Below are 22,181 nucleotides of genomic sequence, written 5' to 3' on the forward strand. Positions count from 1 at the left end.
TCCTTAGCTCAGCACCGGGTTCGGTTTGTTGCGATCGATTCCGTACTTGCGCATGGCTTCGAGAACCTGCTCCTGTTTGATCTCACCATCTTTAGCCAGGGCGGCCAGTGCAGTCACCGCCACATAGTAACGATCCACCTCGAAGAAATTACGGAGCTTCTCACGGGTATCGCTGCGGCCGAAACCGTCGGTGCCCAGGGTCATGTAGGTTTTCGGGATGAATGCCCGCAACTGCTCGGAGTGCAGTTTGATGTAGTCGGTAGACGACACCACCGGCCCCTGGGCTTTCTCCAGGCACTGGGTGACGTAAGCCTTGCGCGGCTTGTCATCCGGGTGCAGGTGGTTCCAGCGCTCCACATGCTGGCCATCACGGGCCAGTTCGTTGAAGCTGGTGACACTCCAGACATCCGAGGCCACACCCCAGTCGTCCTTCAGCATCTGCGCCGCGGCACGGACTTCGTTCATGATCGCGCCGGAGCCCAGCAGCTGAACCCGCGGGCTCTTCTTGCGGCCCTTGGTTTCCACCGACTCGAACTTGTACATACCCTTGATGATGCCGTCTTCAGAGTCTTTCGGCATCGCCGGCTGTTCGTAGTTCTCGTTTTCGATGGTCAGGTAGTAGTAGACGTTCTGGTTGTCTTCGAACATCTCCTTCATACCGTGACGGATCACCACGGCCATTTCGTAGCCGTAGGCCGGGTCATAGGCCTTACAGTTGGGAATGGTGTTGGCCAGAATGTGGCTGTGGCCGTCCTGGTGCTGCAGGCCTTCGCCGTTCAGGGTCGTCCGGCCGGCGGTACCGCCGATCAGGAAGCCTCGGGCCTGCATGTCGCCGGAAGCCCAGGCCAGGTCGCCCACGCGCTGGAAGCCGAACATGGAATAGAACACGTAGAACGGAATCAGCGGGAAGCTGTTAGTGCTGTAAGACGTAGCCGCCGCCATCCAGGTGGACATGGCACCGTCTTCGTTGATGCCTTCCTGCAGGATCTGGCCCTTCTTGTCCTCCCGGTAGTACATGATCTGGTCACGGTCCTGGGGCACGTATTTCTGGCCTTCCGCCGTGTAGATACCCAACTGACGGAACATGCCTTCCATACCGAAAGTACGGGCTTCGTCCGGCACGATAGGCACCACGCGCTTGCCGATGCGCTTGTCTTTGACCAAGGCACTCAGAATGCGGACAAAGGCCATGGTAGTGGAGATCTCACGGCCGTCAGACCCTTCCAGCACCTGCTTGAAGATATCCAGTTCGGGGATCTGCAGCGGCTGGCAATCCTTGTTGCGCTTGGGATAGAAACCACCTAGCTCCTGCCGGCGCTTCTTCATATAGACCAGCTCCGGGCTGTCCGGCGCCGGACGGTAATAAGGTACATCTTCCAGTTCTTCGTCTTTCAGCGGCACACCGAAACGATCCCGGAATGCTTTCAGGGTGTCGATGTCCAGCTTCTTCAAAGAGTGTGCCGTGTTCTGGGCTTCACCCGCCGCACCAAAACCATAGCCCTTGATGGTGTGGGCCAGAATCACGGTGGGCTTGCCGTTGGCCTGGTTCACAGCCTTGTGATAAGCCGCGTAGACCTTGTAAGGGTCGTGGCCGCCGCGGTTCAGTTTGCTGATATCCTCGTCCGACAGATTTTCCGCCAGCTTGGCCAGCTCCGGATGCTTGCCGAAGAATTCCTTGCGGGTATAGGCCGGGCCTTTGAACGTCAGGTTCTGAAGTTCGCCATCGCACAGCTCGTCCATGGCCCGTTGCATCACGCCATCCTCGTCTTTCTCGAACAGCGGATCCCACATGCGGCCCCAGACCACCTTGATAACGTTCCAGCCAGCACCGCGGAACACACCTTCCAGCTCCTGAACAATCTTGCCATTGCCCCGTACCGGGCCGTCCAGGCGCTGCAGGTTGCAGTTGACCACCCAGATCAGGTTATCCAGCTTCTCGCGGCCGGCCTTGGAGATAGACCCCAGGGTTTCCGGCTCATCGCACTCGCCGTCACCGACAAACGCCCACACTTTGCGGCCGTCCATGTCGATCAGCTCGCGACTGTGCAGGTACTTCATGACGTGGGCCTGGTAGATGGACTGAATCGGCCCAAGACCCATGGATACCGTCGGGAACTGCCAGTAATCCGGCATCAGCCAGGGGTGCGGGTAAGAAGACAGGCCTTCGCCATCCACTTCTTCGCGGTACTTGTCCAGCTGTTCTTCGCTGAAACGACCTTCCAGGAAGGAACGGGCGTAGATACCGGGCGATGCGTGGCCCTGGAAATACACCAGGTCTGACGCGCGTTCGTCGCCACCGCCATGGAAGAAGTAGTTGAAGCCCACATCATAAAGGGTGGCTGCAGAAGAGAAGGTGGAGATATGGCCACCCAGGTCACCCGGGCGCTTGTTGGCCCGTACCACCATGGCCATGGCGTTCCATCGAATCAGCGAGCGAATGCGGCGCTCCATGAACAGATCGCCCGGCATGCGAGATTCCTGGGTCACAGGGATGCTGTTACGGAATGGCGTAGTTATGGAATAAGGCAGTTCGGTGCCATCGCGGCTGGCTCGCTCGGAAAGCCGTTCAAGAATGTATTTGGCCCTGTCTACGCCTTCGTTCTCAATCAGAGATTCCAGCGCATCCAGCCATTCACTGGTTTCAATGGGATCATCATCCTGGTACATCAAACCCTCCCCTTGGCATCAAAAGGTGCAACGCCGGCCACGATCAGCGGCCAAAGACGGTGCGAAGTCGATAAGCTGCGATAGTATGCAGTATTTTTTTGTGGAAACGTCAGCTTGTAAGAAAGGCTGAGCTGCGTGATTGACCTCTCTCAAGCATAGAACAGCTTTCTCATTTTTCCTGCCGCGCGAACGGTTATCGGTATGGCTTTTGGCACGGACCGATTGCGCGGAGAATGGTTCTGCCAGCCCTGACTATCCAGCAGAAGCAAAACTTTCGTTCTTTTACTACAAAATGACACTAAGAAACAAACAAACACCTGTTTGAATGGCAGATGCCCATCATTTATTTAGATTACTTACGCAATAATGGCGATATTCCGATCACGAAACAACCGATCTCCGACCAAGGTCGAACCCCCTCCCAGCGCTCATTTACATCAACACACTAAGCATAATCTGAAACTGTCATTCACGACTTTTCGCAGCATTTAGCGACAAATAGGCGCTAATACCGACCGAACGACCGAAACCCCTCGCCCGGACCTCCGTTTTATTAATTAGACCTGAAAATAAATTATGATTTATGTATACTTGCCTGCCCGTTTTTTAACCAGTGAAGGAGGCACACCTCCTTTTGTCTTTGGCTCACAACAGAGGGCGATCCATGAACTCCATCGTCACCTTTCCGAACCGTATTCCGGTTCAGGAATTCGAGGAGCGCCGGTTCAAGGTGTTTACCGACCGCCAGCTCGACAAGATTGAGGCGATCCAGAATCTCCCCGAGGAAACCCTGTTTGAAATGAAAGTGGTGGCCAGCGTGCTGCCCTTCCGGGTTAACGAATATGTGATCAACGAACTGATCAACTGGGACAAGGTGCCCAACGACCCTATCTATCAGCTGGTCTTTCCCCAGAAAGGCATGCTCAAGGACGAACACTACGAGCGCATGGCGCAACTGCACCGGGAAGGTGCAGACAAGAAAGACATCCAGGCGGCTGCCAAGGAAATCCGCGACGAGCTGAATCCGCACCCGGCCGGCCAGATGGAAATGAACATGCCCGAGCTGGATGGCGAAATACTGGATGGCGTGCAACACAAGTACCGTGAAACCGTGCTGTTCTTCCCGTCCCAGGGCCAGACCTGCCACAGCTACTGCACCTTCTGTTTCCGCTGGGCGCAGTTTGTTGGCGATAAAGACCTGAAAATGGCCAGTACCGATGCCGAAAAGCTGCACGGCTACCTGCAGGAGCACACCGAAGTGACCGACCTGCTTGTCACCGGCGGCGATCCGATGGTGATGAAGACCAAAAACCTGGTGCAGTACCTGGAACCGCTGCTGCAGCCAGAGTTCGATCATATCCAGACCATCCGCATCGGCACCAAGGCACTGACTTTCTGGCCCTATCGCTTCGTGACCGACAAGGATGCAGACGAGCTGATCGAGCTGTTTGCCAAGCTGGTTGATGGCGGCAAACACGTGGCCATCATGGCCCACTACAACCACTGGCAGGAAATCACCACCGACATCGCGGAAGAAGCTATCCGCCGCATTCGCGCCACCGGTGCCGAGATCCGGGCCCAGGGCCCGCTGATCAAGCACGTGAACGACGATGCCGATGCCTGGGCCAAGCTGTGGAAGAAAGAAGTGAAGCTGGGCATCATCCCCTACTACATGTTCGTAGAGCGGGACACCGGTGCCAAGAACTATTTCGAGGTGCCCCTGGCCGAGGCTTACCACATCTACCGCGAAGCCATGAAGCAGGTCAGCGGCCTTGCCCGAACCGCCCGCGGCCCCAGCATGAGCGCCGGCCCCGGCAAGGTAGAGATCCAGGGCATCACCGAAATCAAGGGCGAGAAGGTCTTCGTACTGCGCTTCCTGCAAGGCCGCAACCCGGACTGGGTGCAACGCCCGTTCTTCGCCAAGTACAGCGAAACGGCCACCTGGCTGCATGAGCTGGAGCCAGCCTTCGGAGAAGAGAAGTTCTTCTTTGAGGATGAGTTTGAAGAAATGAAGAACGGCAACGCCTGAGGCGTTGACTTAAGATCAGGCCCGTCCCCGTGACGGGCCGTCTTACCGACCCTTTTTAGGCACAAACCCCGCCGGCTTTTCCCGAATCCATTCAACAAACACCCTAACCTCTTCTAGCTCCAGCAGCTTCTCCCGCGAGTTGTAACTCAGCCCCAGCTCATACTCCGAACACGCCATGTGAATCGCGTTATGGCAAGGACGACAGACCCAGAGCGTACGGGTGATCAACTCTTCCCTGGAAAACAGTTTCTGGAAACGCTTCTTGCGGTGCAGATGCTTAGGTATCAGGTGATGCCGCGTGAGCTTCGCCACCGAGCGTTCACAAAGCTCGCAATGTTCTGGCTGGGGAGGGAGTTTCAGCATCGTTGGTAGGCGATTGAGCCGGTCAGCGATGCTACCGACCGGCTCATAGTCCAACCAGCTCAGTGCATCAAGGTGTAGAGTTTTCTACGGTAGGTGCGCACGTCTGGATTGTTGTTACCCAGTTTCTCAAACAGCTCCACCAACGTGGTTTTGGCGACGCCATCCTTGTATGTGCTGTCGGCCTGCATCAGCCGGATCAGCAAATCCATGGCTTCCGCGTTTTTATCCTGCAAAACCATGTGCAGGGACAACTGATGCAGAGCCTCAGGATCTTTCGGGTTGACCTCAAGTTTTGCCTCCAACTCCGCCTGCGCGGGCAGTTCACCCGACTGCTTGAGGAACTTCACCCTGGCCGCCAGCTGCTTGGCTTTGTGCTGCATTTTTTCTTCCGGCGGCAGGCTGTTGAGCACCTGTTCGGCGGTATCCAGGTCACCCTGCTCGGCTTTCAGCTGGGCCAGATCGATCAGCACATCCAGGTTTTCCGGATCTTTCTGGTTCAACTCCGTGAGGATGGCCAGAGCTCCGTCCACATCACCGGCTTCCCAAAGAGCATGGGCTTTCTCGTAAGGATCTTCCGCCGGGGCTTCGATGTGCTTTTCCAGAATCTTGCGGATTTCGCTCTCGGGCAAGGCGCCATTAAAACCATCCACAGCCTGACCTTTCTTCACCAGAATGATGGTCGGCAGACTGCGCACTCCCAGGGAGGCCGTCAGTTCCTGCTGTTCGTCGGCATTCACCTTGGCCAACTGGAAGTTACCCTGATACTCCTCCGCCAGCTTTTGCAGAATGGGCATCAGCTGTTTGCAGGGCGCACACCACTCCGCCCATACATCCACCAGAATCGGCGTGGTGGCAGAGGCTTCCATCACTTTCTGCTGAAAGTTGTCGGCGGTGGCATCAAAGATATGCGGCGAATTGCTCATATGTCGGGAACCTGAACCAGAATGAATGAAATTGTCTGAAGATATGGAGCCAACGGCGAAAAAATCAAGCCAGCTTGAAAACCCGGCTTTTGTCGTTACATAGTCTTTAACCACTTACGCCTTGAGAGCATCCGGTATGAATGACGAGAACCGCAAAGACTCCCTGGAAGAATTTGAAGAAGACGCAACCGAATACATTGGCAAAGACGAAAACAGCAAAAGCCTGGCGCTGCCACAACAGGTTATGCCGCGGCGCATGTATATTCTGCCGGTGTCCAACCGGCCGTTCTTTCCGGCACAGGTGCAGCCGGTGATGGTCAACCAGGACCCGTGGCAGGAAACTCTGAAACGGGTTGGCGAAACCGATCACCGAATTCTGGGCATCTGCTTTGTCGAGAATCCAGAGGGCGAAAACGGCATTCCGGAGAGCCAAGAACTGGAGACCATGGGCTGCGCCGTACGAGTGCATCATGCCCAGAACGAGAGCGGCAAGGTTCAATTCATTGCCCAGGGCCTGCAACGGTTCAGGATTGTCCAGTGGCTCCGCCGTCGCCCGCCCTATCTGGTGGAAGTCGAATACCCCGAGGAGCCGGAAGAACCGGCCGACGAACTCAAGGCCTACACCCTGGCCATCATCAGTGCGATCAAGGAACTGCTGCGCACCAACCCGCTGTATGGCGAAGAAGTGAAGCAATACCTGTCCCGCTTCGGGCCCGACGACAGCTCACCCCTTGCGGACTTCGGCGCTTCCATGACCAGCGCTCCGGGCCGCGAATTGCAGGATGTTCTCGATACCGTACCCCTGCTCCGGCGCATGGAGAAAGTACTACTGCTGATGCGCAAGGAGCAGGAGGTCGCTCGCCTGCAATCGGAGATCAACGAGGAAGTGAACGAGAAGGTGCAGAAGCACCAGCGGGAGTTCTTCCTGCGCGAGCAGTTGAAAGTCATCCAGCGGGAGCTGGGCATCGCCAAGGATGACAAGACGGCAGACGTGGAACGCTTTGAGGAGCGAATGGCAAAACTGAATCCGCCGGAAGCCGTGCAGGAACGATTCAAGGATGAAATCCAGAAACTGCAGGTGTTGGAACAGGGTTCACCGGAATACGGCGTTACCCGCAACTACCTGGATTGGATTACCCAGGTGCCCTGGGGTGTGCATTCGCAGGATCATTTTAACCTGGCCGAGGCCCGCAAGATTCTGGACCGGGACCACGACGGCCTGGACGACGTAAAGGACCGCATCATCGAATTTCTGGCCGAAGGCACTTTCAAGGGTGAAGTGAGCGGTTCCATACTGCTGCTGGTCGGCCCGCCCGGGGTCGGCAAAACCTCCATCGGCCACTCGGTGGCAGATGCCCTGGGCCGGGAATTTTACCGCTTCAGTGTGGGCGGCATGCGTGATGAAGCCGAAATCAAGGGACACCGCCGCACCTACATCGGCGCCATGCCCGGCAAGTTCGTGCAGGCCCTGAAAGACAGCAAAGTGGCCAACCCGGTGATCATGCTCGACGAGATCGACAAGATCGGCAGCTCTTACCAGGGCGACCCGGCCTCAGCCTTGCTGGAAACCCTGGACCCGGAACAGAACAGGGAGTTCCTGGATCACTACCTGGATGTGCGCATGGACCTCTCGAAAGTGCTCTTCATCTGTACCGCCAACCAGTTGGACACGATCCCCCGGCCGCTGCTGGACCGGATGGACGTGATCCGCCTGTCCGGCTACATCGGCGAAGAAAAACTGGCCATTGCCAAACATTACCTGGTACCTCGCCTGCTCAAACGGGCGGGCCTGCTGAAGAAGCAGCTGAACATCAGCGACGCTGCCATTCGCCAGGTGATTGAGGGCTACGCCCGGGAAGCCGGCGTGCGGAATCTGGAGAAGCTGCTGCACAAGATTGTCCGCAAGGGCATCGTGCGCCTGCTGGAAAACCCGGATGACCCGGTTCGAGTGGGTGTTGGCGATCTGACCGACTATCTCGGCCAGCCGGCATTCAAGAAGGAGAAATCCCTGAAAGGCACCGGCGTGGTGACGGGCCTGGCCTGGACTGCCATGGGCGGCGCCACTCTCAGCATTGAGGCCTCACGCATTCACAGCAGCCAGCGGGGCTTCAAGCTCACCGGGCAACTGGGAGATGTGATGAAGGAATCGGCCGAGATCGCCTACAGCTTCGTGTCCTCTAACCTCAAGCGGTTCAAGGGTGACCCGACTTTCTTCGACAAATCCTTTGTCCACCTGCACGTGCCCGAGGGCGCAACGCCAAAAGACGGGCCGAGCGCCGGCATCACCATGGCCACCGCCCTGTTGTCCATTGCCCGCAAGGAAGCGCCGCAACAGAACCTGGCCATGACCGGGGAACTGACGTTAACCGGGCAGGTCTTGCCGGTGGGCGGTATTCGGGAAAAGGTGATTGCCGCACGCCGGCAGAAGATCAACAACCTGATCCTGCCGGAAGCGAATCGCGGGGATTACGAGGAACTTCCCGATTACCTGAAAGAAGGTATCTCTGTGAACTTTGCCAAACACTACAACGATGTGTTTCAGGTGTGTTTTGGCAGCAAGCCGAAGCAGGGATCAAGCGTTCATTAATGAACTGCTGAGGCCGGCCCTCGATCAGGGCCGGTCTCAAAACCAGGTCAGGGCTTTTCTTTCCAGCCGTCGTCTTTCAGAACCGAGCCAACGGTCAGCACCGGTGAAGCATCAATATCATCGGCATCCATCATGTTGGCCACGCGCTGCAACGAGGCCAGAATCATGGTCTGCTCCCACTCCGCCAGGCTCTGAAACTTCTGGATGAAGTCCTCCTGCAGAGGGTTGGGCGCACGAGCCAGAATCTCAGCACCTTCCTCCGTGAGATGGGCGTGAACCTTGCGCTTGTCTCTCGTGCTGCGAACCCGGTACACCAGCTTGCGATGCTCCAGTCTGTCGAGAATGGTCGTCACCGTGGCCTGGCTGAGACTCACGTTCTCGGCAATCGTGCCGATCGTAACCTCACCCAGATCCCGGATAGTGCGCATGATCAGCAACTGGGGGCCGGTAAGCCCGGCGTGCTTGCTGAGTCGCTTGGAATGAAGATCCGTGGCCCGGATTACCCGGCGCAATGCCACCAAAACCTGCTCATAGCTGTTCACATCCGTCCCCCGGAAGAGATTTCTGACCATTATTTATACCACTAATTATTAGAGGTCTTTGCACCAAGGATTGCAAGTGTGCAGTTTTACTAGCTTGCTTTCTTGTTGGCATTACCCTCTTCGGTGGGCAATGCAGCATTATTTCTGCCAGCCACTATGCTAAGGTCAGCAATCGCCTCAATTCACTGACTGATGGATCTGGTTAATGATCAGGTATTACCTCATGTTCGCCCTCGCGCTCACTTTTGTCGGCCAGGCTAATGCCCAGCAACAACAACTCGGCCCGGAAGAAGAGCTGACCGCGGAAGACGTAGAGGAAAGCACACGAACCCTGGAAAAACCCATGTATACCCCGTTTGTGGAGCTTTACCTGCTGGAGGAGACCAAGGCACTGCGCCAGGAAATGCAGAACACCCGGGCGGAACTGATCGAGAAAGTGGTGGACAAGGAACTGTCCGTGGCCGACAAAACCATGTCCTACGCCACCGACACGGTGACTTACTTTTTCTACCTGATCGCCGGCGCCACCTCCATTCTGGTGGTGATTGGCTGGAACTCCATCCGCGACATGCGCAACCAGCTGACCAGCCTGGCCGAGAAACGGGTAAACGAACTGGTGGTGGAATATGAACAGCGCCTGAAGGCCATTGAAGAACAACTGCAGCAGAAGTCCGAGATCATCCATCAGAACCAGGCCGAGATTGAGCGCACCAACGAAGTGCACGCGCTCTGGTTGAAGGCAAGCCAGGAAACCTCGCAGCAGAACAAGATCGCCGCCTACGACCAGATTCTGGACCTGCGCCCGGACGATGTTGAGGCATTGAGCTATAAAGCCGACGCCGTACTCGAAATGCAGGAGCCCCTCTGGGCCATCAGTTTGTGCCAGCGCGCACTGAAACTGGCACCAGACAATGGCCACGCACACTACCAGTTGGCGTGCGCCTATGCCGAGATTGGCCGCTGGGAAGATGCCGTCAGCAATCTGGAAAAAGCCATTGAGATCTCGGAAGCCTATCGGGACGACGCATCGGTTGACCCGAGCTTCGAACACCTGCACGATCACGAAAGTTTCAGGAATCTTGTCTTTCAAAATAAGGACGACAGCACGGACGCGTGACACTGCTCAGGACGGCACGGCGCTTGCTAATTCTTTCCCGATAGCTGCGCCGTGTTCCAGAGCAGACACCCTGGCCTGATTTGCTTGACAAGCAACAGACTGTGGTGCTTGTTTAAGTCTCTGAGAACATAAGAATAACCCTGACACAAACAGGAAAAACACGATGAAAACCTCCGTAAAGAAACTCGCTACCGCTGTAGGCGCGTCCGTTGCTCTGATGGCTGCCGGCCAGGCCGCCGCTGAAATCAAAGTTGGTATCGCCGGCCCGATGACCGGCCCCGTTGCCCAGTACGGTGACATGCAGTTCTCTGGTGCCCGCATGGCCATCGAGCAGATTAACGCTGCCGGTGGTGTTATGGGCGAAGACCTGGTGGCCGTTGAAGTGGACGACGTGTGCGACCCGAAGCAGGCCGTTACCGTTGCCAACCGGCTGGTCAATGAAGGTGTTCGCTACGTGGTGGGCCACCTGTGTTCGAGCTCTACCCAGCCGGCGTCTGACATCTATGAAGACGAAGGCATTCTGATGATCACTCCGGCCTCCACCAGCCCGGAAATCACCGAGCGCGGCTACGAACTGGTGTTCCGCACCATCGGCCTGGACAGCATGCAGGGGCCGGTTGCCGGCAACTACATTGCCAGCCAGAGTCCTGAGCGCGTGGCCATCGTTCATGACAAACAGCAGTATGGTGAAGGTATTGCCACTGCAGTACGCGACACCCTGCAGGATGCCGGCATCGAAATTGCCATGTTTGAAGGCATTACCGCCGGTGACAAGGACTTCTCTTCCCTTGTCACCAAAATCAAACAGGCTGACGTCGATTACGTGTACTACGGTGGCTACCACCCTGAGCTGGGCCTGATCCTCCGCCAGGCGCGCCAGTCTGACGTGGATGCCAAGTTCATGGGCCCGGAAGGCGTGGGTAACAAAGACATCAACACCATCGCGGGTGAAGCCGCCGAAGGCCTGCTGGTCACCCTGCCGCCCAGCTTCGACCAGAAAGAAGAAAACCAGGAGCTGATCGCCGCCTTTGACGCCAAAGGTGAAGATCCCTCCGGTCCCTTCGTACTCACCTCCTATGCCGCCGTACAGCTGATTGCGGAAGGCATTGAAGCGGCCGACTCAAAAGATCCGTTCGATGTGGCCCAGGCCCTTCGTACCGGAAGCTTCGAGACCCCCATCGGCACCGTTCAGTACGACAAAGCCGGCGACATGAAGTCGTTCGAGTTTGTGGTGTACGAATGGCATTCAGATGGCAGTAAAACTCCGGTAAACTGAGCCAAAATCGTTAACTAACGGTAATAATGAGAGCACCTTCCCACCGCGATCCGGGGGAAGGTGTTTTTCTGGGCTCCTGCAGACCCTCACTGCATCCGCACCGGCGACACCGGTGATCGGTCGCAGCCAAGCGAGGGAGCGGGCTTTCGGAGTTCCACAAACATGCAAGACCTCCTGTATTTTTTTCAACAGCTCATTAACGGGCTGACGATCGGGAGCACCTACGCCCTGATCGCCATCGGCTACACGATGGTTTACGGCATCATCGGCATGATCAACTTTGCCCATGGTGAGGTTTACATGATCGGCGCCTACACCGCGCTGATCGCCATAACGGGCCTGGCCACCCTCGGTATCGCCTGGTTACCACTGGTACTGATCGTTGCACTCATATGTGCGGTGATTGTCTCCAGCTCCATGGGATGGGCCGTGGAACGGGTAGCCTATCGGCCGGTACGCGGGCGGCACCGCCTGATTCCGCTGATCTCCGCCATCGGCATGTCCATCTTTCTGCAGAACTATGTCCACCTCGCCCAGGGCTCCCGCAACATCGGCTTCCCGGCATTGATTGAAGGTGGTTTCCAGTTCGGCTCCGAAGATACCTTTCCGATGTCCATCTCCTACATTCAGATCACCATCTTTATCACCACCCTGATCTGTATGACCGCACTTTCCCTGTTCATCTCCCGCTCCCGTATCGGCAGGGCCTGTCGCGCGGTCTCGCAGGATCTGGGCATGGCGAATTTGCTGGGCATCGACACCAACCGCATTATTTCAGCCACCTTTGTGATTGGTGCCGCGCTCGCTGCCGTCGCCGGTCTGCTGCTGGGTATGTATTACGGTTCAGTGGATCCGCTCTTCGGCTTTATTGCCGGCCTGAAAGCATTCACCGCAGCCGTCCTTGGCGGTATCGGCAGCATTCCCGGCGCCATGCTGGGCGGCCTCATCCTCGGCGTTGCCGAGAGTATGACCTCGGGCTACCTGAGTGGTGAATACAAAGATGTGGTGTCGTTCAGCCTGCTCATTCTGATTCTGCTGTTCAAACCCACCGGACTGCTGGGCAAACCGGAGGTTGAGAAGATCTGATGGCTGCCAACAATTTCAGACACGCGCTCTTCTGCGCGATCATCACACTGATTATTTCCTACCCGATCATCGGCTTCAACCTGGAAGCTCAGGGCATCAGCGTGACCCTGACCGGCGCCGACACCAGCACGGTTATCCTCGTGTTGCTGGCCGCGGTGATCGTGTTCCTGTTCCAGTTGTTCCGGGACCAGATCATGGGCGGGCTCAAGAGCATCCCGAGCCCGCTGCCCAAAACCCAGAAGGAGCCGATGGCCGAGAACAAGCGGGCTAAAATCGAATCATGGGTGCTTACCGGCATTGTCGTGCTGGCCCTGTTCTGGCCCTTCTTCGTTTCCCGAGGTGCTGTGGATCTGGCCACTCTGGTTCTGATCTACGTTATGCTGGCACTGGGACTGAACGTCGTCGTGGGTCTTGCGGGCCTGCTGGACCTTGGCTACGTGGCGTTCTACGCGGTTGGCGCCTACACCTTTGCCCTGCTGTCCCAATACGCCGGCATTTCCTTCTGGATGGCGCTGCCTATCGGAGCTTGCCTGGCAGCCTTGTTTGGCCTGGTTCTCGGCTTCCCCGTGCTGCGATTACGAGGTGACTATCTCGCCATCGTTACGCTCGGCTTTGGTGAAATCATCCGGATTCTGCTCAACAACTGGACTGCCGTCACCGGCGGCCCCAACGGCATTGGGGGCATTCCCGATCCCACCTTGTTCGGCATGGAGTTTGGCCGTCGGGTGCGCGAGGAAGGCAACACCTCCTTTCATGAGACCTTCGGCATAGCCTACAGCGGTGAGCACAAGGTGATTTTCCTTTACCTGATCGCTCTGGTTCTGGCCGTTATTACAGCCCTGATCATCCGCCGGTTCATGCGCATGCCCGTTGGTCGTGCCTGGGAAGCCCTGCGGGAAGACGAGATTGCAGCCCGCTCCCTGGGCCTGAGCCGCACGGCGGTGAAACTCTCCGCCTTTACCATTGGCGCTTTCTTTGCCGGGTTTGCCGGCACGGTGTTTGCCTCCAAACAGGGCTTCATCAGCCCGGAGTCGTTTGTGTTCCTTGAGTCTGCCATCATCCTGGCGATCGTGGTGCTCGGCGGCATGGGCTCGCAGCTGGGCGTCGTGCTTGCCGCCGTTGCCGTGACCATCCTGCCGGAACTGGCCCGGGAGTTTTCCGACTACCGGATGCTGGTTTTCGGCGCCGCCATGGTACTGATGATGGTTTGGCGGCCACAGGGGCTGATGCCCATGCGCCGCATTCACATTGAACTCAGACGCCAGGAGTGACAGACATGCTAGAAGTACAGAATCTGTCCATGCGCTTCGGCGGCCTGCTGGCAGTCGACCAGGTAAGCCTGGACGTGCAGGAACACGAAATAGTCTCCATCATCGGCCCCAACGGGGCCGGCAAAACCACGGTCTTCAACTGCATCAGTGGTTTTTACAAGCCCACGGGCGGGAAAATCCTGTTTGAAGGTAATGAAGTCCAGGGTAAACCGGACTACAAGATTTCCCGACTGGGCATGGTGCGAACGTTCCAGCACGTGCGCCTGTTCGGCCAGATGACCGTGGTGGAAAACCTGCTGGTGGCCCAGCATCGGCACCTGAACACCAACCTGATATCCGGCCTGATCAAGACACCCGACTACCGGGAGCGGGAACGCAAGTCCCTTGACCGGGCCGCCTACTGGCTGGATCGCGTTGGCCTGCTGGAACTGGCCAACCGGGAGGCCGGCAACCTGGCCTATGGCCAGCAGCGCCGGCTGGAAATTGCGCGCTGCATGGTGACCGAACCAAAACTGCTGATGCTGGACGAACCAGCCGCAGGCCTGAACCCGGCGGAAACCAAAGACCTCAACCAGCTGATTGTCAGCCTGAAAGAGGACTACAACGTTTCCGTATTGCTGATTGAGCACGATATGAGCCTGGTTATGGACATCTCAGACCGGATTACCGTCATCAATCAGGGACGCCCCCTGGCTGCCGGCACCCCGGACGAAGTTCGCCAGAACGACGATGTGATCAAAGCCTATCTGGGCGAGGCCTGAGGAGACACCATGCTGGTACTGGAAGACGTACATACCCACTATGGCAAGATCGAGGCCCTGCACGGCGTGTCCGTGGAAGTGAAGAAGGGCGAGATTGTGTCACTGATCGGCGCCAACGGCGCCGGCAAAACCACGCTGCTGATGACCGTCTGCGGCAGCCCGCAGGCCAGCTCAGGGCGGGTGATTCTGGAAGGCCGCGACATTACCAATGAAGCCACCTCCAACATCATGCGCTCCGGCATTGCCATTGTGCCCGAAGGCCGCCGGGTGTTTCCCGGGCTGACGGTGGAAGAGAACCTGCACATGGGCGGTTTCTTCAACACCAAATCGGAAATTCGAAAAAGCCAGGATCACGTGTACGAGCTGTTCCCGAGGCTGAAAGAGCGTGAACATCAGCGGGCCGGTACCATGTCCGGCGGCGAACAGCAGATGCTGGCCATCGGCCGAGCACTGATGAGCAAACCCAGAATGATCATCCTGGACGAGCCGTCACTGGGGCTGGCGCCGATCATCATTCAGCAGATCTTCGAGATCATCGGCCAGTTGAGAGAGGAAGGGATTACGGTGTTCCTGGTGGAGCAGAACGCTCACCAGGCCCTGAGCCTGGCAGACCGGGGCTATGTGCTGGAAACCGGCCGTATCCGCCTGCACGACACCGGCAAGAACCTGCTGGCCAATCCGGAAGTGAGGGATGCCTACCTGGGTGGTTGACGGAAATATCTTTGCTTTCACAACTACCTGATAACTCAGAGCGTTACAACATTCCAAACTCCGAACGATTGGATTACAATCCGACACGGAGTTTGTAACTCTGTTCCTAATAATCGAAATAGCAAAAAGGACTTCAGTTATGAAAAAAATCATGTCAACAGCAGTACTCGCTGCTTCCATGACCATGGCCGGTTGTGCAACCTCTGTTCCCGTAGGTGGCCTGTTCACTGACATCCAACTCCCGGTTGCGGCTACTGCCAACGCTCAAGGATCGAAAGTCGGTACCGCTAAATGCCAGAGCATCCTTGCTCTGATCGCTCAAGGTGACTGCAGCATCGAAGCAGCAAAAGCTGACGGCAACATCACCTCCGTTACTCATATTGACTGGAAAGCGAACAACATTCTGGGCATTATCGGTAACTATGAACTGACTGTTCACGGTAACTGATTACCTTGAGTACTACCGGAGCTTTGTGCTCCGGTTTGCTTCCACAGGGTCCGAAATAGACTTTTTAGCCAAGAAATTCCCCTCCTCGGCCTTTACCTGCTTCATCATCAAGCTTGAATCACTCCAAGCGCTTGATTCCTTTTCAATCCTAGGTTTTGATCTATACTCAAACTGACGGTCTATAACCCTAATCAGATACTGGCCGTTGTCTTGCAGCCAGGGAATCAGACCGCTGCAGGGTATGCGACAAAGCAAAACCACAGAAAGGAGTGGATAATGAAAAAACTGATCGCAGGTGCAATTCTTCTTGGTGCTTCCTCCATGGCTTTCGCCCAGCCCGGCTGTGGCGTGGGAGCCATGATCTGGAAGGGGTAGTCCGGCATTGCGCCACATGTACTGGCCGCGACCACCAACGGAACCTTCGGTAACCAGACCTTTGGTATGACCACCGGCACTCTGGGCTGTCAGACCAACCAGTCTGTTCAATCCATGGCCATGTACATGGACAGCAACATCGACAAGGTTGCCCGCGACATGTCCCGCGGTTCCGGTGAAAACCTGGACACTCTGGCAGTCCTGCTGGGTGTAGATGAAACCGACCGTGATACCTTCCGCAAAGTACTGCAAGACAACTTTGCTTCCATTTTCCCCAACGCTGATACCACCTCAGGTGAAGCCGTAGACGACATCGTGGCCCTGCTGGAGCAGAACGACGCTCTGAGCAAATACGTAGCCGCCTGATCACTGGCGACAATGGAACAGAATGGCGCCATGGACGGCACACAAACCCCAGAGCCACTAATCCGGAAACACCAACTCCATGGGCTTTACCCTCCGTATCGGGCAGGCCGTTTTATGGCTTGCATGCAGTACTGCCTGGGCGCAGGCAGAATCCGTTAAACTGCCGGACGACCTTCATCACAATCCAACCTGGCTGACCCTCGGCCATTATCATCAGGACAGGTTCGGTTCCGATTACACCAGCCAGGCCGATGACCCGGCGTTCTTTCTGAGTGACAACGGCAAAACATCGCCCAGAGCCGAGCTGGAAGCCACCCTGGAGGCCATACAACAACTCGGAGGTGGTGATAGCCACGCCCGCTGTCGATTCCCGGCCCGGGATACCTGGCTGAGAGAGCAACTGGAGTTGCCGGATACACCGGTAAACTGCCCCGCTTTCGAGGAATGGGCAGGCACACTGAATACCGAGAAAGTCACCCTGGTATTTGCCGCGTCCTATCTGAACAGTCCCTCATCCATGTTCGGACACACCTTCTTGCGGCTCGATCCCCCCCAGGATGACGAAGAAACCGATCTGCTGCTTGCCAACACCATTTCCTACGCAGCCGATGCCGCCGAACATGACAGCGAGTTGTTGTTTGCCTATCGCGGTATTTTCGGCGGCTATCCGGGCATTACCTCCATCAAGCCCTATTACGAAATGATCCGGCTGTACAATGACATCGAACACCGAGATCTCTGGGAGTACACGCTGAATCTCGACCAACAGGAGGTCGACACCCTGCTGGCCCACACCTGGGAAATTCAGGACAAGAACTTCGACTATTACTTCTTCGACGAAAACTGCGCCTATCGCCTGCTGGCCCTGATCGACGCCGCCCGCCCAGGCACAGACCTGCTCGACGAAGTAAGCACTCACGCCATCCCGTCTGACACCGTGCGCTGGGTAAGGGATGCCGGGCTGCTTGACAGCATCCATTACCGCCCGTCTGCTGCCACCTCTGTAGCCCATAGCCTGGATAGCCTGCCCTCAGACCACCAGACCATTGCCGCTGCCTTAGCCAATGGCTACGTGGCAGTGAACGACCCGAAAGTTCTCGAGCTGGCCAAAGACGACCGCGCCCAGATCCTGGATGCCACTTACGATTACGTCCGCTACCAGAGCGAGGCCGAAGACTGGCCCCGGGAACACGCGGCGCCGCTGTCCCATCAGCTCCTGGTGGCCCGCAGCCAGATTGATGATGCAGAAGAACTTCCAGACGTGCCTGAACCGGAGATCCGCGATGATCAGGGGCATGACACCTTTCGCCTGAGCCTCGGTTCCGGCCAGCTGGCCCACAGTGAATTCACCCAGTTGACCATCCGGCCGGCCCTCCCACGACGTACTGGATCCGCCCGCCGGTTACCGCACCGGTGCACAACTGCAGTTCCTGCGCCTGGACGCCCGGCTTTACCACGACAACGACGAACTTCAGGTGGAACAGATCACCGGCGTGGAAATACGCTCCCTGAGCCCCCGGAACCAGTTCTTTGCACCGATCTCCTGGCAAGTTGGCTTCGGCGGCCGCCGCACGGACACCGGCAATGATCGCGTACTGGCCCCTTATCTTGAAGGCGGAGCCGGCGGCAGCTGGAGCCTGGCCCAGAACACACAGGCCTTCGCCATTGCCACGGCCGATGTAGAAATCGACGATGACATCAAACGTGGCTACGACTTCGCCCCGGGTGCAGACCTTGGCCTGCTGCACCAGAACAACCGCTTCAGCCTGCTGACCGGCGTAAAAACCAAAGCCTGGATCGTCAACAGCCAACACCGGCAAGACCAGTTTTACGCCGAAGCCAACTGGCACATTGGCCGGGAATTCAGCCTATTCGCCAAATTCACCCGGGAAGACCACTACGACAGGTACCAAAGCACATGGCAAGCCGGCCTACACGCCTACTTCTGAGCGCCAGAACGACCATCGTCACACTGCTGGCCATCGCCGCGGTGCTGCAAACAGGCTGCAGCAGCGTATTCTTCTATCCGGACAACGCCACCTACATTACCCCCGACCGGCTTAACCTGGATTTTGAGGACGTCTACCTCGACACCGCCGACGGCGAAACCCTCCACGGCTGGTGGCTCCCTGCCCTCACCGACGAACCAGCCAAGGGCACCATCTACTACCTGCACGGCAACGCCCAGAACGTCAGCGCCCACATCCTCAACGTTGCCTGGCTGCCGGAAAAGGGCTACAACGTGTTCACCCTCGATTATCGGGGCTACGGCCAGTCTACCGGCGCCCCGGACATCGAAGGCGCCCTGCACGACGCAGAAACCGGCCTGCGCTGGCTGACCCATCAGGAACACACTGAAGACCGTCCGCTGTACCTGCTCGGCCAGAGCCTCGGTGGCGCTCTGAGCATCGCGCTCGCCAGCGAATGGACCCAGCGCAACGAACAACCCACCCTGGACGGCATCATCCTCGACGGCACCTTCTCCGGCTTTCGCTACATCGCCCGGGAAAAACTCGACCTTTTCTGGCTCACCTGGCCATTCCAGTACCCACTGAGCTGGACCATCCCGAATGACTACGAGGGCACAGACCGCATCGCCGGCGTGTCACCAGTGCCAGTAATGATTATCCACAGCGTTCGAGATGGCATTATTCCGTTTGAGCACGGTGTCCGGTTGTATGAGGCGGCGGAGCAGCCCAAGGAGTTCTTGCAGACCGATACGCCCCATGCGGCGACGTTTGTGATTCCGGCATACAGAGAGGCAGTACTGGAATTCATGGAAAAAGGCCTTTAGAGGCCACGAGGTCCATAAACGAAAAAACCCGCCAGGCTTGAAGCCGGGCGGGTTTTTCTAACCAAGAATCATCTTAGTCAGCGAAGTCAGTCGGCTGCTCGCCTTCTTTGACTTCCTTCATGGACAGCTTGACGCGACCACGGTTGTCCACATCCAGCACCTTGACCAGAACTTCCTGACCTTCGCTCAGCTCGTCAGTGACGTTCTCGATACGGCGCTCGGAGATCTGGGAAATGTGCACCAGACCATCCTTGCCAGGCAGGATGTTAACAAAGGCACCGAAGTCCACAATCCGCTCAACGCGGCCCTTGTAGATAGCGCCCACTTCGATCTCGGCAGTGATTTCCTTGACCCGGTTTACAGCAGCCTGAGCGGCGGCGGCGTCAGCGGCGTAGATTTTCACGTTGCCGTCGTCATCCAGGTCGATGGAAGCACCGGTCTCGTCACAGATACCACGGATGGTCGCGCCACCCTTACCGATAACATCACGGATCTTGTCCGGATGGATCTTGATGGTGGTGATGCTCGGAGCGCGCTCAGACAGCTCGGCGCGGGGCTCGGCGATCACTTTGTTCATCTCGTCCAGGATGTGCAGACGCGCAGCGTTGGCCTGCTCCAGGGCGATTTCCATGATTTCGTCGGTAATACCCTGAATCTTGATGTCCATCTGCAGGGCCGTGACGCCCTCTTTGGTACCGGCAACCTTGAAATCCATGTCACCCAGGTGATCTTCGTCACCCAGGATATCAGTCAGGACCGCGAACTTGTCGCCTTCCTTGACCAGACCCATGGCGATACCGGCCACCGGCGCCTTCAGAGGCACACCAGCATCCATCAGCGCCAGGGAAGAGCCACACACGGAAGCCATGGAACTGGAACCGTTGGATTCAGTGATCTCGGAAACCGCACGAATGGCATACGGGAACTCTTCGATGGTCGGCATAACCGCGGCTACACCACGCTTGGCCAGACGACCGTGACCAATTTCACGACGGCCCGGGCTGCCCATGCGGCCAGCTTCACCTACGGAGTACGGAGGGAAGTTGTAGTGGAACAGGAACGGGTCCTTGCGCTCACCTTCCAGGGCATCGATGATCTGCACGTCACGGGTGGTACCCAGCGTAGCGGTAACGATAGCCTGGGTCTCACCACGGGTGAACAGGGCGGAACCGTGAACGGACGGCAGTACGCCAACTTCCACCTTGATCGGGCGAACGGTCTTGTTATCACGGCCATCGATACGCGGCTTGCCTTCGATAACCTGCAGACGAACGACAGACTTCTCGACCTTGCCGAAGTACTTCTTCACTTCCTCGTCGGAAGGCTGGCCTTCTTCTTCACCGGCCAGTTTTTCAACGGCAGCAGATTTGATCTCACCCAGACGCTCGTAACGGGCCATCTTGTCGCGAATCGCGTAGGCTTCTTCGATGGCACCACCGAACTCGGCCTTGATGGCGTTCAGCAGCTCGGTGTTCTCTGCCTCAGGCTGCCATTCCCAGCGCGGCTTGCCGTTTTCAGCAGCAAATTCCTTGATGGCGTTGATGGCAGTCTGCATTTCCTGGTGGGCGTAGAGCACGCCGCCCAGCATCTGGTCTTCCGTCAGGCCCTTTGCCTCGGACTCAACCATCAGTACCGCTTCGTCGGTACCGGCCACAACCATGTCCAGCAGGGAGCTGCCCAGCTCTTCGAAGGTCGGGTTCAGGAAGTAGCCTTTCTCGTTGGTGTAACCCACACGGGCAGCACCAATCGGGCCGTCGAACGGGATACCGGAGATGGCCAGGGCTGCAGAGGCAGCAATCATGGCTGCAATGTCCGGATCGTGGTTCTTGCTGGCAGACATCACCGTCAGCACAACCTGAACTTCGTTCATGTAGCCGTTCGGAAACAGCGGGCGGATCGGACGGTCGATCAGACGGGAGGTCAGCGTCTCTTTCTCGGACGGACGACCTTCACGCTTGAAGAAGCCACCCGGGATTTTACCGGCAGCGTAGGTTTTTTCCTGGTAGTTCACGGTCAGGGGGAAGAAACCCTGGCCCGGCTTGGGCTCTTTGGCGCCAACGACGGTGCCCAGAACGGCAGTATCGCCGGTGCTTACCAGTACCGCGCCGGTTGCCTGACGGGCAATACGACCGGTTTCCAGGGTGAAGGTTTCCCCACCCATTTCAAAGGTTTTAATACGTGGTTGCAGTTCCACAATAAACTCCTGCATTTTCAGCGGTTTTGATTCTGGCCAATGACCCATTCATTCGCCATTTTCCAACAACTGCAGCAGTCTGATCAGTGAACCGAAAGGCAACCCGTCTGAAAGCTAACAGGCTGTTGCAAAACCCCGGCCAGAGCTCCCGGGCTTTTCAACAACCTGCTATCAATAGCGGCTTTCCATTGTGACAGGGAAAATCCTTCGGTTTCACAGACAAATCAACTGCAGCAAAAAACGCTTCCTGCTTGTTCGGAATGAGCAAGGCAGGGAGCGGGAGAGAAGCACGGCTGACCCCGGGAAACCCAGGGCCAGCCATCAGGTCGCTAAACCGGATTAGCGACGCAGACCCAGACGCTGGATCAGTTCCAGGTAACGGTCAGCGTTTTTACGCTTGAGGTAGTCCAGCAGCTTACGACGCTGGTTTACCATCCGGATCAGGCCGCGGCGGGAATGGTGATCCTGCTTGTTGGCCTTGAAGTGATCCTGCAGCTTGTTGATGTTGGCGCTCAGCAGAGCTACCTGAACCTCAGGGGAACCGGTATCGCCATCACCTTGCTGAAAATCTTTAACGATCTGAGCTTTCTCACTGGCAGACAGTGCCATATTTCACCTCATTGGTTGCGATGCATACCTATTCAGCCGAACCGCGCATCTCTACAGCCCGG

The 22,181-nt window shown here is 57.1% G+C and carries 17 protein-coding genes and 1 pseudogene; 12 read left to right on the forward strand and 6 right to left on the reverse strand.

The annotated features are described in order from the left end of the window. Positions 1-3 precede the first annotated feature (3 nt). Positions 4-2,667 carry a pyruvate dehydrogenase (acetyl-transferring), homodimeric type gene (gene aceE, locus Q675_RS32180; protein ID WP_023011638.1) on the reverse strand — a complete coding sequence of 888 codons (2,664 nt, stop codon included), beginning with the start codon at positions 2,665-2,667 and terminating at the stop codon, positions 4-6. A 664-nt stretch (positions 2,668-3,331) separates the two neighbouring features. On the opposite strand from aceE, the gene Q675_RS32185 reads away from it, so the two are divergent. Continuing rightward, a complete protein-coding gene (locus tag Q675_RS32185; protein WP_023011639.1) occupies positions 3,332-4,696 on the forward strand; it encodes a KamA family radical SAM protein in 1,365 nt (454 codons plus the stop codon). Positions 4,697-4,738: 42 nt separating this feature from the next. On the opposite strand, the gene Q675_RS32190 is transcribed toward Q675_RS32185, so the two are convergent. Both Q675_RS32190 and trxA read right to left on the reverse strand, forming a co-directional pair. Continuing rightward, the gene (locus Q675_RS32190; RefSeq protein ID WP_031211567.1) at positions 4,739-5,059 is read right to left on the reverse strand and encodes a hypothetical protein; all 321 of its coding nucleotides are present in this window, start codon (positions 5,057-5,059) and stop codon (positions 4,739-4,741) included. Between the two features lie 59 nt (positions 5,060-5,118). Then, positions 5,119-5,982 carry a thioredoxin gene (gene trxA / locus Q675_RS32195; RefSeq protein ID WP_023011641.1) on the reverse strand — a complete coding sequence of 288 codons (864 nt, stop codon included), beginning with the start codon at positions 5,980-5,982 and terminating at the stop codon, positions 5,119-5,121. A 136-nt stretch (positions 5,983-6,118) separates the two neighbouring features. Between trxA and lon the strand changes: the two genes are divergently transcribed. Further along, entirely contained in the window at positions 6,119-8,569 is a 2,451-nt protein-coding gene (lon, locus tag Q675_RS32200; RefSeq protein ID WP_023011642.1) for an endopeptidase La, read from the forward strand. A 47-nt stretch (positions 8,570-8,616) separates the two neighbouring features. Here lon and Q675_RS32205 read toward each other — a convergent pair whose 3' ends face one another. After that, positions 8,617-9,141, reverse strand: coding sequence for a MarR family winged helix-turn-helix transcriptional regulator (locus Q675_RS32205; RefSeq protein WP_011786745.1), 525 nt, complete (start codon positions 9,139-9,141; stop codon positions 8,617-8,619). Between the two features lie 175 nt (positions 9,142-9,316). On the opposite strand from Q675_RS32205, the gene Q675_RS32210 reads away from it, so the two are divergent. From Q675_RS32210 to Q675_RS32255, 10 genes and pseudogenes are all read left to right on the forward strand, one after another. After that, positions 9,317-10,228 carry a TPR end-of-group domain-containing protein gene (locus Q675_RS32210; protein WP_022991295.1) on the forward strand — a complete coding sequence of 304 codons (912 nt, stop codon included), beginning with the start codon at positions 9,317-9,319 and terminating at the stop codon, positions 10,226-10,228. A gap of 163 nt (positions 10,229-10,391) precedes the next feature. Next, positions 10,392-11,504 (forward strand): branched-chain amino acid ABC transporter substrate-binding protein, encoded by a 1,113-nt coding sequence (locus Q675_RS32215; protein WP_023009683.1) that lies wholly within the window; start codon positions 10,392-10,394, stop codon positions 11,502-11,504. 162 nt (positions 11,505-11,666) lie between these two features. Further along, a complete protein-coding gene (livH, locus tag Q675_RS32220) occupies positions 11,667-12,590 on the forward strand; it encodes a high-affinity branched-chain amino acid ABC transporter permease LivH (RefSeq protein WP_014422583.1) in 924 nt (307 codons plus the stop codon). After that, positions 12,590-13,861, forward strand: a complete 1,272-nt coding sequence (locus Q675_RS32225; RefSeq protein ID WP_023011643.1) for a high-affinity branched-chain amino acid ABC transporter permease LivM — start codon at positions 12,590-12,592, stop codon at positions 13,859-13,861. The genes livH and Q675_RS32225 overlap by 1 nt, the downstream gene beginning before the upstream one ends. Before the next feature lie 5 nt (positions 13,862-13,866). Continuing rightward, complete coding sequence (gene livG / locus Q675_RS32230) at positions 13,867-14,622, forward strand: high-affinity branched-chain amino acid ABC transporter ATP-binding protein LivG (protein ID WP_011786750.1); 756 nt, start codon at positions 13,867-13,869, stop codon at positions 14,620-14,622. A 9-nt stretch (positions 14,623-14,631) separates the two neighbouring features. Beyond that, positions 14,632-15,333, forward strand: coding sequence for an ABC transporter ATP-binding protein (locus tag Q675_RS32235; RefSeq protein ID WP_011786751.1), 702 nt, complete (start codon positions 14,632-14,634; stop codon positions 15,331-15,333). Positions 15,334-15,472: 139 nt separating this feature from the next. Further along, complete coding sequence (locus Q675_RS32240) at positions 15,473-15,781, forward strand: TRL-like family protein (RefSeq protein ID WP_022991291.1); 309 nt, start codon at positions 15,473-15,475, stop codon at positions 15,779-15,781. A gap of 381 nt (positions 15,782-16,162) precedes the next feature. Beyond that, the gene (locus Q675_RS32245; RefSeq protein WP_227501252.1) at positions 16,163-16,522 is read left to right on the forward strand and encodes a DUF3015 family protein; all 360 of its coding nucleotides are present in this window, start codon (positions 16,163-16,165) and stop codon (positions 16,520-16,522) included. 79 nt (positions 16,523-16,601) lie between these two features. Continuing rightward, positions 16,602-18,471 (forward strand): annotated as a pseudogene (locus Q675_RS32250) (DUF4105 domain-containing protein). Then, entirely contained in the window at positions 18,441-19,316 is an 876-nt protein-coding gene (locus Q675_RS32255; RefSeq protein WP_022991288.1) for an alpha/beta hydrolase, read from the forward strand. The pseudogene Q675_RS32250 and the gene Q675_RS32255 overlap by 31 nt, the downstream one beginning before the upstream one ends. Positions 19,317-19,389: 73 nt before the next feature. On the opposite strand, the gene pnp is transcribed toward Q675_RS32255, so the two are convergent. Both pnp and rpsO read right to left on the reverse strand, forming a co-directional pair. Continuing rightward, positions 19,390-21,525 (reverse strand): polyribonucleotide nucleotidyltransferase, encoded by a 2,136-nt coding sequence (pnp, locus tag Q675_RS32260; RefSeq protein ID WP_413771518.1) that lies wholly within the window; start codon positions 21,523-21,525, stop codon positions 19,390-19,392. Positions 21,526-21,849: 324 nt separating this feature from the next. Further along, positions 21,850-22,119, reverse strand: coding sequence for a 30S ribosomal protein S15 (rpsO, locus tag Q675_RS32265; protein ID WP_011786757.1), 270 nt, complete (start codon positions 22,117-22,119; stop codon positions 21,850-21,852). Positions 22,120-22,181: the final 62 nt, after the last annotated feature.

This window comes from Marinobacter sp. EN3, from assembly GCF_000475315.1.
Lineage (GTDB): Bacteria > Pseudomonadota > Gammaproteobacteria > Pseudomonadales > Oleiphilaceae > Marinobacter > Marinobacter nauticus.

Coding starts and splice junctions, on each gene's coding strand:
- aceE (WP_023011638.1), bottom strand. CDS start 2,667: ATGTACCAGGATGATGATCCCATTGAAACCAGTGAATGGCTGGATGCG.
- Q675_RS32185 (WP_023011639.1), top strand. CDS start 3,332: ATGAACTCCATCGTCACCTTTCCGAACCGTATTCCGGTTCAGGAATTC.
- Q675_RS32190 (WP_031211567.1), bottom strand. CDS start 5,059: ATGCTGAAACTCCCTCCCCAGCCAGAACATTGCGAGCTTTGTGAACGC.
- trxA (WP_023011641.1), bottom strand. CDS start 5,982: ATGAGCAATTCGCCGCATATCTTTGATGCCACCGCCGACAACTTTCAG.
- lon (WP_023011642.1), top strand. CDS start 6,119: ATGAATGACGAGAACCGCAAAGACTCCCTGGAAGAATTTGAAGAAGAC.
- Q675_RS32205 (WP_011786745.1), bottom strand. CDS start 9,141: ATGGTCAGAAATCTCTTCCGGGGGACGGATGTGAACAGCTATGAGCAG.
- Q675_RS32210 (WP_022991295.1), top strand. CDS start 9,317: ATGATCAGGTATTACCTCATGTTCGCCCTCGCGCTCACTTTTGTCGGC.
- Q675_RS32215 (WP_023009683.1), top strand. CDS start 10,392: ATGAAAACCTCCGTAAAGAAACTCGCTACCGCTGTAGGCGCGTCCGTT.
- livH (WP_014422583.1), top strand. CDS start 11,667: ATGCAAGACCTCCTGTATTTTTTTCAACAGCTCATTAACGGGCTGACG.
- Q675_RS32225 (WP_023011643.1), top strand. CDS start 12,590: ATGGCTGCCAACAATTTCAGACACGCGCTCTTCTGCGCGATCATCACA.
- livG (WP_011786750.1), top strand. CDS start 13,867: ATGCTAGAAGTACAGAATCTGTCCATGCGCTTCGGCGGCCTGCTGGCA.
- Q675_RS32235 (WP_011786751.1), top strand. CDS start 14,632: ATGCTGGTACTGGAAGACGTACATACCCACTATGGCAAGATCGAGGCC.
- Q675_RS32240 (WP_022991291.1), top strand. CDS start 15,473: ATGAAAAAAATCATGTCAACAGCAGTACTCGCTGCTTCCATGACCATG.
- Q675_RS32255 (WP_022991288.1), top strand. CDS start 18,441: ATGGCAAGCCGGCCTACACGCCTACTTCTGAGCGCCAGAACGACCATC.
- pnp (WP_413771518.1), bottom strand. CDS start 21,525: ATGCAGGAGTTTATTGTGGAACTGCAACCACGTATTAAAACCTTTGAA.
- rpsO (WP_011786757.1), bottom strand. CDS start 22,119: ATGGCACTGTCTGCCAGTGAGAAAGCTCAGATCGTTAAAGATTTTCAG.